This is a genomic window from Pseudomonas sp. PA-1-6B, assembly GCF_021609545.1.
Taxonomy (GTDB): Bacteria; Pseudomonadota; Gammaproteobacteria; order Pseudomonadales; family Pseudomonadaceae; genus Aquipseudomonas; species Aquipseudomonas fluorescens_BV.
The window spans coordinates 1-12,304 of sequence record NZ_WJZM01000097.1 but is presented as its reverse complement, the minus strand read 5'-3'; the positions used below and the strand labels follow the sequence as shown (position 1 = coordinate 12,304).

7 protein-coding genes and 2 pseudogenes are annotated in these 12,304 nt (G+C 61.5%); 7 read left to right on the top strand and 2 right to left on the bottom strand.

The window, feature by feature from the left end; genetic code table 11:
• From GIV35_RS26640 to GIV35_RS26630, 3 genes and pseudogenes are all read left to right on the top strand, one after another.
• Positions 1-207, top strand: a pseudogene (locus GIV35_RS26640) (BatB protein); the annotation flags it as partial.
• Positions 204-1,943 (top strand): tetratricopeptide repeat protein, encoded by a 1,740-nt coding sequence (locus tag GIV35_RS26635; protein WP_236265875.1) that lies wholly within the window; start codon positions 204-206, stop codon positions 1,941-1,943. The pseudogene GIV35_RS26640 and the gene GIV35_RS26635, both read left to right, overlap by 4 nt.
• The gene (locus tag GIV35_RS26630) at positions 1,940-3,580 is read left to right on the top strand and encodes a BatD family protein (protein ID WP_236265874.1); all 1,641 of its coding nucleotides are present in this window, start codon (positions 1,940-1,942) and stop codon (positions 3,578-3,580) included. The genes GIV35_RS26635 and GIV35_RS26630 overlap by 4 nt, the downstream gene beginning before the upstream one ends.
• A gap of 702 nt (positions 3,581-4,282) precedes the next feature.
• Here the strand turns inward: GIV35_RS26630 and GIV35_RS26625 are convergent.
• Positions 4,283-4,753 carry a hypothetical protein gene (locus tag GIV35_RS26625; protein WP_200649329.1) on the bottom strand — a complete coding sequence of 157 codons (471 nt, stop codon included), beginning with the start codon at positions 4,751-4,753 and terminating at the stop codon, positions 4,283-4,285.
• Positions 4,754-5,161: 408 nt separating this feature from the next.
• Here GIV35_RS26625 and GIV35_RS26620 point away from each other — a divergent pair, with 408 nt between their 5' ends.
• The 4 genes from GIV35_RS26620 (at position 5,162) to GIV35_RS26605 (ending at position 11,094) form a co-directional block, all read left to right on the top strand.
• The gene (locus GIV35_RS26620) at positions 5,162-5,413 is read left to right on the top strand and encodes a DUF6124 family protein (protein ID WP_198715883.1); all 252 of its coding nucleotides are present in this window, start codon (positions 5,162-5,164) and stop codon (positions 5,411-5,413) included.
• A 214-nt stretch (positions 5,414-5,627) separates the two neighbouring features.
• Entirely contained in the window at positions 5,628-6,869 is a 1,242-nt protein-coding gene (locus tag GIV35_RS26615; protein ID WP_213153741.1) for an exonuclease SbcCD subunit D C-terminal domain-containing protein, read from the top strand.
• Complete coding sequence (locus GIV35_RS26610; protein WP_223024682.1) at positions 6,866-10,504, top strand: AAA family ATPase; 3,639 nt, start codon at positions 6,866-6,868, stop codon at positions 10,502-10,504. Before GIV35_RS26615 ends, GIV35_RS26610 begins: the two co-directional genes overlap by 4 nt.
• On the top strand, positions 10,501-11,094 hold the full coding sequence (locus GIV35_RS26605; RefSeq protein WP_223024680.1) for a glutathione S-transferase: 594 nt from the start codon (positions 10,501-10,503) through the stop codon (positions 11,092-11,094). The genes GIV35_RS26610 and GIV35_RS26605 overlap by 4 nt, the downstream gene beginning before the upstream one ends.
• 128 nt (positions 11,095-11,222) lie before the next feature.
• Here the strand turns inward: GIV35_RS26605 and GIV35_RS26600 are convergent.
• A pseudogene (locus tag GIV35_RS26600) lies at positions 11,223-12,304 on the bottom strand (hypothetical protein); the annotation flags it as partial.

The window sequence follows — 12,304 nt, the reverse complement described above, 5'->3', positions numbered from 1 at the left end:
ACCCAGGCCCGCCCGGCCCAGGCGCTGTACAGCGGCCCATTGGCCTTGGCGTTGGTGTTGAGCCTGTTGCTGGTGATCCAGGAACGCTGGCCGAACAACGCTTTGCAACGAGCCTTCAACAGGCTATCGAGCAGGAGCATGTTTTTGCAGCAACACCCTGAATGGCGCCAGCGTCTGCAGCGCCTGCGTTTGCGGAGGCGTCGATGATCGCGCTGTGGCCGCACTGGTTGCGCCCCTGGTGGCTGTTGTTGCTGCCCGTGCTTGGCTGGTTGCTGTGGCAGCTCTGGCATCGGCAAAAGCGCGCCGGGCGCTGGCAGATGATCCTGCCGCCGGCGTTCCATGCCGAGTTGCTCAGCGGTGGCAATGGCCGCGAGAGTAAATCGCCGTGGGTGGTGCTCGGCATCGCCTGGCTGTTGGCCGTGCTCGCGTTATTGGGCCCCAGTTGGCAACGGGTTGAACAAGCCAGCCAGAAACCTTCCGACCCCTTGATGGTGCTGCTGGAACTGACCCCGGAAATGCTCGCCACCGACAGCCCGCCCAACCGCCTGGAACAGGCGCGGCGCAAGCTGTATGACTTGCTGCAAGCACGCACCGATGCGCAAACAGCCATCATCGTGTACGCCGGCAGCGCCCATACCTTGGTGCCGCTGTCCGATGACCTGGCCACCAGCCGCAACCTGTTGGAAGCCCTGCGCCCCTCGATCATGCCCGAGCCCGGCCATCGTGCCGATCTGGCTGTGGAAAAAGCCCTGGGCCTGCTCAGGCAAGGCGGTCTCGGCCAGGGGCGCCTGCTGCTGATCGGTTCCTCATTGTCCAAACAAGAGCGCCAGGGCATCCGCCTGCAACTGCAAAGTGCCCAGGCTCCGACGTTGTCGATCCTCGGCATCGGCAGTCGCGAAGGTACGCCGGTGACTCAGGAGAGCGGCGAATTCCTCAAGGACGACCAGGGCGCGATCCTGGTGCCGCGCCTCGACAGCCCGACCCTCAAGGCGTTCGCCAGCGAAATGGGCGGCCGCTACCGTGCAGCACGCCTGGATGACAAGGACCTGCGCCAACTCGGCATGCTCGACAGCGCCCAAGCCCTGCGCGACGACGGCCAACGGCTGCGCCTGGACAGCTGGGCCGACCAGGGTTATTGGCTGTTCTTGCCGTTGTTGCTGCTGGCCGCGTGCGCCGGGCGTCGCGGCTGGCTGTTCTGCCTGCCCTTGCTGCTGATGGGTGCGCCGCAACCCAGCTACGCCTTTGGGTTGCAGGACCTGTGGCTACGCCCCGACCAACAAGGCCAGTACCTGCTCAAGCACAAACGCCCGGCCGAAGCCGCCGAACACTTCCAGGACCCGCAATGGCAAGGCGTGGCGCTGTATGAAGCCGGCAATTACGCCGAGGCCATCAAGCGGTTTGCCCAAGGCAGCGACGCCTACTCCCACTACAACCGCGGCAATGCCCTGGCCAAGGCCGGTGAGCTTGAAGCGGCCATTGATGCGTATGAACAAGCCCTGGAAGCCCAGCCCGATTTGCAGCCGGCGCTGAAAAACAAAGCCCTGGTTGAAGCGCTGATGCAGGAGCAAACGCAGCCCGAGCCGGACCCGCCTGCAAAAAACGAAGATGACGAAACCGCCCAACCCGGCCAAACTGCGCAACCGGGCACCAGCGCACAAACGGCCCAGGGCGGCGAGCAATCGTCCCACGGCCAGGGCGAAGCCGGTACCGCTGAGACTCAGACAGGCGCCGCGCCACAGCCAGGCGGTAATGAAGTGCCTGGCAGCGAACTGGGTGACGAGCAGACCACCACGCCGCCACTGCGCCCCGCCGACACACGCCTGGAAGGCGAGCGCCGCCAAGCACTGGAGCAATGGTTGCAGGAGATCCCGGACAACCCCGGCGAGCTGTTGCGCCGCAAATTCTGGTACGAACAGCAACAACATCAGGACACCACTCGATGAGCCGCCGCACCACCCTTTTGCTCCTGCTCGCGTTGTCGGCAGCCCACGCCCAGGCGGCGGACCTGGTCGCCAGCGTAGACCGCAGCCGCCTCAACTCCGGGGAAACGGTGGAGCTGACGGTGCAATCCAGTGATGTGACCCAGTTTGGCAAACCGGACTTGTCGCCCCTGGACGCGCAGTTCGAAGTCAGCGGCACCCGCCAGATCAACCAACTCACCACGCTGGACGGCGACAACCACGCCACCACCCGTTGGATCATCACCCTGCTGCCCAAGGTGAACGGCAACGTGGTGATCCCGCCGCTGCAGGTGGGCGCGCTCAAGACCCAGCCGATCACCCTGCAAGTGGTGGAAAGCGCCAGCCAGAACACCAGCGCCGAACTGGCCCCGGTGTTCATCGAAGCCAGCCTCGACCAGACCAGCGTGTACGTGCAGGCCCAGGCCCTGCTGACCGTGCGCGTGTACCACTCGGTGTCGCTGTATGACGACAGCAGCCTCACGCCCTTGCAGATACCGGATGCACGTGTCGAACAACTGGGCGAATCGCGCACCTATGAAAAGGTCATCAACAGCATCCGCCATGGCGTGATCGAAACCCGCTACGCCCTCTACCCGCAACACAGCGGCGCCGTGGTGATTCCGGCGCAGACCTTCAGCGCCACCCTGGTGGAATCGCGCCCGCCCCAGGAAAACACCCTGCAGGGCACCAAGCCGGGCAAGATGATTCACGTCAGCTCCGCGCCCCTGCCCTTGACGGTCAAACCCAAACCGGACGCCTACCCCGCCGACACTCCCTGGCTGCCCGCGCGCAGCCTGAGCTTGAGCGAAGGCTGGAACCCCACGCCGGACCACGTGCAAGTCGGCGACTCCCTGACCCGCAGCCTCACCGTGGAGGCCGAAGGCCTGTCCAGCGCGCAATTGCCGGCGCTGCCCGGCACCGAGGTCAACGGCCTGCGCCGCTACCCCGACCAACCAGTGATGGCTAACCGTACCAGCGACCGCGGCCTGACCGGCAGCCGTGAAGACCGCGAAGCCCTGGTGCCGACCCGCGCCGGCGAGCTGGAACTGCCCGCCGTGGAAGTGGTGTGGTGGAACACCCACGAAGATCATCTGGAACGCACCAGCCTGCCGGCGCGCACCGTGCAAGTGGCGGTGAACCCCAGCCTGGTGGTGGACACCCCGGCGACACCGACCATCATCACCGCCCCCGACGATGACCGCCTGTGGCTGTGGCAACTGAGCACACTGATACTGGCCTGCACCACCCTGCTAGGCTTTGGCCTGTGGTGGCGCGCACGCCGGCAACCGGCGGTACAACGCGCCGCGCAAACCGGCCCCAGCCCACGCACCCTGCTCGACGACCTCAAGCGCGCCACCCAGGCCAACGACCCTCATGCTACCCGCCAGGCCCTCGACGCCTGGGCAAGGCAACAACCCGAAACCCTGGCCGACATGGCCGCACGGTTTGTGCCGCTGTCCGATGCCCTGGATGGCTTGAATGGCGCGCTGTATAGCGAAAGCGGCCAATACTGGTTGGGTGATGACCTGTGGCGAGCGATCAAGGCCATCCCCGTGGCCGAACGCGAGCAAGACCTGGCCACCGACACCACCAGCTTGCCGCCGCTCTACCCCAAGTAACCCAGCCTCAACCAACACCACAAAACCCTGTGGGAGCGGGCTTGCCCGCGATGGCCATAGGTATCTACACAACTTCGAGGCGACGCTGGACCTGTGGCGAGGGAGTTTACTCCCGTGACGGCCTGACATCCGATGCTGATCTAACTGATGCGCCGCGATCCAAATGTGGGAGCTGGCTTGCCTGCGAAAACGGTCTCACAGCCAACTGGGATGTTGGATTAGAGCGCGTACATATCCGTTATTTAGGTAACGGCCACTTAGGGTTCCGCCCTGACGGCGGCTCACTTTCGAAAAGCCGGAATGCCGGCCCAGACAAAAGTAAGCAAAGCGCTCTTGCCCCACCACTCGGCACCTCGCTTAGGCTCGGTGTGCCCGTAATCCGCCAGTGATTTGGGGGGGCCGCCGCCACGCGCCATCCATGGCGCGGGGCGGCTAAACCGGCATCCCTGCCGGTTTACCCCCCAAATCCCTGTCGAATTCCGGCCAGCGTGGTTTAACGGGGCGCCTAAGATCAAAAGCAGATCAAGATCAAGAGCGGCTCGCTTAGCATCGTGGTTACCGTTGAGCTAACAGAGTTATGTAGATACCTATGCTGCGATGGCGGTGTAACAGGCGGCAGATGTGCTGGCTGATACTCCGCCATCGCAGGCAAGCCAGCTCCCACAGTGGATCTGCATCGCCTGCTCGGACGCCTGCTTGCACTTAGTGATTACGACGCGGCACCTTCCATTCCCGATGGGGGAACTTGTACAGATAGTTCAGGTTATCCATATCGAACCGGCCATCCTCCTTGCCGGGGCCACCGAAGAAGCTGATGCCGATATCCAGCTTGCGCAGCAGTTTTGGGCGTGAGAGTAGCTCCTTGGCCGCGTGATGGGCCTCGGGTGAGAACGTCCTGTCGGTGGCGATCAGGCCGGCGGCCTCTTTCAACTCATTGAAGTTCACATAGCTGTCTGTCGCCCCTGCGGCGAATTCGCGGAAGTGATCGCGGATCAACCCTATTAGTTGCCGGTCACTCACGCTTGCGTACGGCCGCAGGTCCGGGGCGCTGGCCTGGGTTTGAGCGCTTCGTGCCTGACGATGGTTAGCTTGGGTTGAGCGACTGTCAGCATCCAGTTGATCTGGTAGAGCGGTGAAAGTGCTAGTCGAAGGTGGTTTTACTGAAAATGACATGGTGGGCCTCTGATTCATTCAGGGATTGATTGAAAAATCCACCTTATGGGTGGTCGTCACTCAACCTGCCGTTCCATTCATCACCGCCCGTTCGACATGCATTGTTAAAGGCCAGCAATCCATATCCCTTTAATTTGCAGGACGTTTCCTAGACAATCCTTTGGCCTTGCGCCTGCTCAACCCACTGGCTAGCCTTCGCTTCGTCGCTGCCTATCAGCGATCGGGTGTGGAAACCTGGAATGAGTAGGCGTCATGATCGTGTGCAAACGCTCAATGGCGGCTGTGCGCGGGCAGACTTCGGTCTGACTGGGTCCTACTCCCCGGTTTCCACCCCGCGTATGGCTGCCACCTAATTTGTCGTGTGGAAACGGCACAGGTTGGCGCCCCAATCGAGTAGGAGCTATACCCATGAGCAAAATCGTCCCCGACCCACCCTTCCCCATTTTCGTCGCCCACGAAGACCTGAGCTTCGAAGACGCCATCGCCAGCATCTCCTCGCTACTGCGCTGCGCCGCCACCACCGCCACCGAAACCGCCGAAGGCCTTAAAGGCACCCGACGCGACATGGCCTGTTCCACCGCTCACCTGATCGACATGGCCCGCACCCTCGCCGACCGTGCGCTGGATTGCCTGCAACCCAACACCACTAACACCCCATGACCCCTGTGTAGGAGCGAGCTTGCTCGCGAAGAACTCATAGGCGCCGCGTTTATCCAGGAAACACGCGTCATCGTTGACGTTTTTCGCGAGCAAGCTCGCGCCTACAGACAGCCATGAGGGCTAGCCCACACTCCGTTGATCGCGTCGGCCATGAGTCCACGCGCACTTTTACAGGTAAACTCCCCTCCTTTTCATCTTCTCCACGGAGTTCGCCTTGCGTCTGTTTCATACCTCCGACTGGCACTTGGGCCAAAACCTCCACGGCCAGGAACGCGACTTCGAACATGCCTGTTTCCTTGAATGGCTGCTGGGCCAACTCAAGACCCAGCGCCCGGACGTGCTGTTGATCGCCGGCGATATCTTCGACACGGTCAACCCGCCGCTCAAGGCCCAGGAGCGCTTGTATGACTTCATCATCAGCGCCCACGAACAACAGCCGACACTGACCATTGTGATGATTGCCGGCAACCATGACTCCGGTTCGCGCATTGAGCTGCCTGCGCCTCTGATGCGCCGCCTGCGCACCCATGCCCTGGGCCGGGTGCTGTGGCTGGATGACGGGCAACTGGATGCCGACCGGCTGCTGATCCCGCTGCCCAATGCCAAAGGCAAGATCGCCGCCTGGTGCCTGGCGCTGCCCTTCCTGCGCCCGGCGGAAGTCACCGGCGCACAGCTGGGCGATGATTACCTGCGCGGCATCGGCCAAGTGCATGAATGGCTGATCGCGGCGGCCAATGCCAAGCGCAACAAAGGCCAGGCGTTGATAGCCATCAGCCATGCGCACATGGCCGGTGGGTCGGTATCCGAAGACTCCGAACGCAGCTTGATCATCGGCAATGCCGAGGCGCTGCCTGCCACACTGTTCGACCGAAGCGTGGCGTATGTGGCCCTCGGCCATTTGCACAAGCCGCAAAAGGTCAATGGCGAGGAGCGCATTCGCTACAGCGGCTCGCCAATCCCCCTGTCGTTCTCCGAAATTGGCTACAAGCACCAGATTCTCGACGTGACGTTCCAGGGCGAAAGGCTGGTGGGCTGCGAACCGATCCTGATTCCCCGCTCCGTCAACCTGCAACGCCTGGATGCCGCGCCCCTCGCCGATATCCTCAAGCAACTCGGTGAGCTGCCCGACATCGACCTGCTCGCCGAAACCCAGCGCCACCCCTGGCTGGAAGTGCGCGTGCGCCTCGACGAGCCGCAACCGGACCTGCGCCAACAGATCGAAACCGCCCTGCAAGGCAAGGCCGTGCGCTTGGTGCGTATCGCCGCCGAATATGCCGGCACACGCGGCAGCGCAGAGGTAGACGATGCGCAACTGATCGAACTCGACCAGCTCACCCCCCAGGAACTGTTCAGCCGCGCCTGGCAGGACAGCTACGGCAGTGAAGTGGATGAACAGACCTTGAAGGACTTCGCCGTGCTGCTCCAGGAAGTGCAACAGGAGGGCGAACAGCCATGAAGATCCTCGCCATCCGCCTGAAAAACCTCGCCTCCCTGGCGGGCCCGTTCGAAATCGACTTTACCGCCGAGCCCCTGGCCAGTGCGGGTCTGTTCGCCATCACCGGGCCGACCGGCGCGGGTAAAAGTACCCTGCTCGATGCGTTGTGCCTGGCGCTGTTTGGCGCAGTGCCACGCCTGGGTGACACCGGCCAGGCCAAGATGCCGGACGCCGACACGGATATCTCCATCGGCGACCCGCGCACCCTGATTCGACGCGGCACCGGTGGTGGCTATGCCGAGGTGGATTTTGTCGGTGTCAGTGGCCGTCGCTACCGTGCGCGCTGGGAAGCCAACCGCGCCCGTGACAAGGCCAGCGGCAAGTTGCAGAACAGCCGGCAAAGCCTGATCGACCTGGACAGCGACCAACTGCTGGCCAGCCAGAAAACCGAGTACAAGACCCAGCTCGAATTGGCCCTGGGCCTGAACTTCGAACAGTTCACCCGTGCGGTGCTGCTGGCGCAAAGCGAGTTCAGCGCCTTCCTCAAGGCCAATGACAATGAGCGCAGCGAACTGCTGGAAAAGCTCACCGATACCGCGCTCTACACCCAGCTCGGCCGCCGTGCGTTCGATAAGGCCAAAGAGGCCAAGGACGCCCACAAACAGCTGCAGGACCAAGCCACCGGCGTGGTACCCCTGGCCCCCGAAGCCCGCGCCGAGCTGGATCAACAGTTGGCCCACGCCCAGCAGCAGCTCAAGACCCAACAAGCCCAGCTCAAGCAGCTGGAGCTGCAGCACACCTGGCTCAAGGAACTGCGTGAATGGCAGGAGCGCCATCAACACGCAGTGGAGCAACTGCAACGCGACGAAGCAACCTGGGCCAGCCAAGGCCAGCAACGCCAAGACCTCAGCCTGCTGGAGCAGTTGGCACCGCAACGCCATCACTTCCTGCGCCAGGCAGAACTCGGCACCCTGCTGACGCCCCTGGCGGCACAGATTGCGCAGCACGTCGAGCAACAAACCGCCCTGCACGCCCGCCAGGAACAGGCGCAACACCAGCAAGTGGCCGCCCAGGCAGCACTGGCCGAGGCCCTGAAACACCAGGCCGACGCCGCCCCCCTGCTGCGCCAGGCCATCGAAGAGCAAAACACCCTCGCCCATGTGAGCCGCGAACTGGCCAAGCGCAACGAGGAAAAACACCAGCACGAAAGCGCCTGCACCGAAGGCCAGGCGCTGCTCGACGGTTTGCAACACACGCAAGCCCAAGGCACCGAGCGCCTGCAACGCCTGGCCACCGAGCTTGAGCACAGCGCCGCCCTCGCGCCGCTGAGCGATGCCTGGAACGCCTACCGTGACCGCCTGCAACAGTTGGTGTTGATCGGCAATCGCCTCAACCAAGGCCAGGCCGAGCTGGGGCAACTCGAACAGCGCGCCAGCGCCGCCGCCGAACAGTTCACCCAACAGCGCGAAGCCCTGGACCTGCTCTACCACGAGGCCGGTGCCGAACCGCACGCGGTGGCCGAACAAATCCAATTGCTGGCCAGCCTGCTGCAAGACAATCGCAAACAACAGCGCGCCTTCGAAGACCTGGCCCGCTTGTGGGACAGCCAGCAACAGTTGGATCAACAGGCAGGTGCGCTCACGCAAAGGCTCGCCGAGGCCGCGCAAAAACGCGAACAACTGAACCAGACCGGCCTGCAAACCAAGGCCGAACTCACCGTTGCCGAACAAACCCTGGCGGTGACCAAGCAACTCCTTGAGCGCCAACGCCTGGCCCGCAGTGCCAGCGTCGAGGAATTACGCGAGCAGTTGCAGGATGACCAACCCTGCCCGGTGTGCGGCAGCCACGAACACCCCTATCACCAGCCTGAAGCCCTGCTGCAGAGCCTGGGTCGCCATGATGAAAGTGAAGAGGCGGCTGCGCAGAAAGCCGTCGACAGCCTCAAGGAAAAACTCACTGAGTTGCGCGGTGAAGTGGGCGGCCTGATCGCTCAGCAAAAAGAGTTCCTGCAACAGCAGGAACAGTTGGCCACCCAGCAGCAGGGTTTGGCGCCGAGCCTGCAAGCCCACCCACTGTCTGCCTCGCTGTTCAATCAGGACGCTGCCAAGCGCAGCCCTTGGCTGGCCCAGCAACTGGCCCAATTGACCCAAAGCATCAGCCAGGACGAACAACGCCAAGGCGCCCTGCTCAACCTGCAACAGAACGCCGGGCGCTTGCAGCAACAATTACAAGCGGCCCAGGATGCCAGCCAGCAAGCCCGGCAATTGCTGGTGGACCAACAACGGCAACTGGCCGGCGACCGCGAACGCCTGGAGGCGGAACTCAGCGCCTTCGCCAGCCTGCTGCCCAGCGAAACGCTGGAAGGCTTGCACAGCGCGCCTGCGGCGACCTTCATGCAGCTCGACCAACAGGTCAGCCAGCGCCTTGAGCAGTTGGGCCATCAACGCGATGAGCAGGCCGAGCAGCAGGAGCGCCAACAGGCCATCGAGAAACAACACACCCACCAACAGCATCGTCAGCAGCAACTCGACGCTGTGAATCTGCAAGTCGCCGAGCTGGCCGACCAGCAACACGCCGTCCAGGAAAAACTCCGCGCCTTGCTAGGGGATTACCCCAGCGCCGAACACTGGCAACAGCAGCTGGAGCAAGCCGTCACGCAGTCGCGCCAAAGCGAGACCGACGCCAACCAGGAACTGCACGCCGTGCACACGGCGCAAGTACAGCTGGCCGCCGACCTCAAGGCCCAGCAGCAACGCCAGCAGGCATTGGAGGCGGAGCAGCACGCCCTTGCGACACGCATCGGCGAATGGCGCGCCCAGCACCCAGAACTGGATGATCAGGGCCTGGCACGCCTGTTGGCCCTTGATGAAGCCCAGGTCGCGCAGTTGCGTCAGCACCTGCACAGCAGCGAAAAGGCCGTCGAGCAAGCCAAGGTTCTGCTGCACGAGCGCGAACAGCGCCTGGCCGAACACCAGGCCCTGCACAACGGCAACCTGGAGGCCGAGCAACTGGACGCCACCCTGGCAACGCTTGACCAGCAACTGCTCGAGGGTGAGAAACACTGCGCCGAACTGCGCGCACGCCAGTCCGAAGACCAGCGCCGCCAGAATGCCAACCAGGCCCTGGCCGAACAGATTGCCAAGGCTTACGAGCAGTGGCAGCGCTGGGCACGCCTGAATGCGCTGATCGGCTCGGCCACCGGCGACACCTTCCGCAAGATCGCCCAGGCCTACAACCTCGACTTGCTGGTGCACCATGCCAACGTGCAACTGCGCCAACTGGTGCGCCGCTACCGGCTCAAACGCGGCGGCAGCATGCTCGGGCTGCTGGTGATGGACACAGAGATGGGCGATGAACTGCGCTCGGTGCATTCGCTGTCCGGTGGCGAAACCTTCCTGGTGTCGTTGGCCTTGGCCTTGGGCCTGGCTTCCATGGCGTCGAGCACCTTGAAGATCGAGTCGCTGTTTATCGACGAAGGCTTTGGCAGCCTTGATCCGGAGTCATTGCAATTGGCGATGGACGCTCTGGACGGCTTGCAGGCCCAGGGCCGCAAGGTGGCGGTGATCTCCCACGTACAGGAAATGCACGAGCGCATCCCGGTGCAAATCCAGGTCCAGCGCCAGGGCAATGGCTTGAGTACCCTGGAGGTCAAGTGAACGAAGCGCTGCTGTACTCGTTCCGACGCTGCCCGTATGCGATGCGGGCGCGGCTGGCCTTGCGTTACTCAGGCGTTCCTGTGCGAATCATCGAGGTGAGCCTCAAGGCCAAGCCAGCCGAGATGCTGGCGCTGTCGCCCAAGGGTACGGTGCCGGTGTTGAGTGTCGAAGGTCGAGTGATCGAGCAGAGCCTGGAGATCATGCAATGGGCGCTGGCGCAGCACGATCCAGATGATTGGCTGCTGCTAGGTGACCCTGCGGTGTTGGCGTTGATTGCCGAGAATGATCAAGTGTTCAAGCATCATTTGAATCGATACAAGTATGCCGAGCGCTACCCGGAACAGCCGATGGAGCATTATCGGGCCGAGGGTGAGGTGTTCTTGCAGAAGTTGGAAGGCTTGCTGGCGGAGCGTGAGTACTTGCTCGCCGAACACCTGAGCCTGGCGGATGCGGCACTGGCGCCGTTTGTGCGCCAGTTTGCTCATGTAGATCGGGAGTGGTTTGCAAGGACGCCGTATCAGCGTTTGCAGGTTTGGTTGCAGCGGTTTCTGGAGTCGCCGCTGTTTATCGCGGTGATGACAAAACCCTGACGACACCCAATATTGCATTAGTGAACAAGCTTCTTTTCACACTTCAAACTTAGACAAAATCCACCCCATACTTTATCCGCACCGATAGAGTATGGAGCAGACTCACTTTTAAACACCCCCATACCACCTTATATATCCCGCACACCAATATTATCTACGAAAATAAAGGTGTTTGCTGCTGTTGGTATTTTAAAATCAATTTTAATATTAAAGGTAGTACTAGTTTCAGCACGAAAGGTTCCCGAGAAATGACGCCAAGACGCCCCCGTAAATGAACCTCTAAAATTAATGTATGTATTTGCCACCGCAACATGAAAACTAGCAGTTATTAAAGGATTCTCTGGCCTTACATCGAACGACAACTGATACGTCTTACCCATTCGAAGATTATAATATGTCTTATATATTACTTTGTAATGTCCATTTGAATTTGTATCGAACAACAGACCTCCGCAACGGTTTCCATCTATCACCTTGTCACGCAAGCTACCGCCGACGACATACCACCCAGTGTTCGGACCATGCTCAAATGTCGTCAGATCATTAACCTTTGTAGCAACTATGTACTCCACCACTGGAAATCTAATGGCATCAGCTTCAGCTTTACTAGGACTGAAAGCCGCTTTGAACTCCATCTGCAGCTTGGTGCTATCACCCAATCCATTCAGATAATTACGAAAGATCGCTGGTTGGATTCTCCGCTGAGCGATCCAGGTCGGGTTGACAGCTGCGCTACCTGCACCGTTGTACACCGTCAGCGAATGATCAACGCCCTTGTCCGTTTTCCCCAGCAGCCTCAACCAGACGGGGTAAGACGCAGTGATAAACGGCCAGACACCAATTAGCCCTGTGATATTGACGCCAACTGTATCCAAGTCCAGTACTCGAGTCGCCTCGTTAGCCTCAATGATCCTGAGCTCCGTTTTGGCCAACTCAGCCTGGGGTATGGGCGTCACTGTCACCGTCAACACCTTGGACGAAATCACCTTGCCGTTGCGGGCCACTTCGTAATCAAGGGTGACCGTCTTGTTGGCATTGCCGACGTTGGCGGCAATCGCGGCCTTGGTAATGTCGAACGTGACCTTGCCCGTCGCTACCCCATTCTTGGCCGGGATCACCGGAGAACCCGCTCCGGCCGTGCCCACCATCGTCACCTTGATGCTGTCTGTGGTGTACATCGGTGTGTACTCCACCGACACCGTACCGCCGT

Coding starts and splice junctions, on each gene's coding strand:
- GIV35_RS26610 (WP_223024682.1), top strand. CDS start 6,866: ATGAAGATCCTCGCCATCCGCCTGAAAAACCTCGCCTCCCTGGCGGGC.
- GIV35_RS26630 (WP_236265874.1), top strand. CDS start 1,940: ATGAGCCGCCGCACCACCCTTTTGCTCCTGCTCGCGTTGTCGGCAGCC.
- GIV35_RS26625 (WP_200649329.1), bottom strand. CDS start 4,753: ATGTCATTTTCAGTAAAACCACCTTCGACTAGCACTTTCACCGCTCTA.
- GIV35_RS26620 (WP_198715883.1), top strand. CDS start 5,162: ATGAGCAAAATCGTCCCCGACCCACCCTTCCCCATTTTCGTCGCCCAC.
- GIV35_RS26635 (WP_236265875.1), top strand. CDS start 204: ATGATCGCGCTGTGGCCGCACTGGTTGCGCCCCTGGTGGCTGTTGTTG.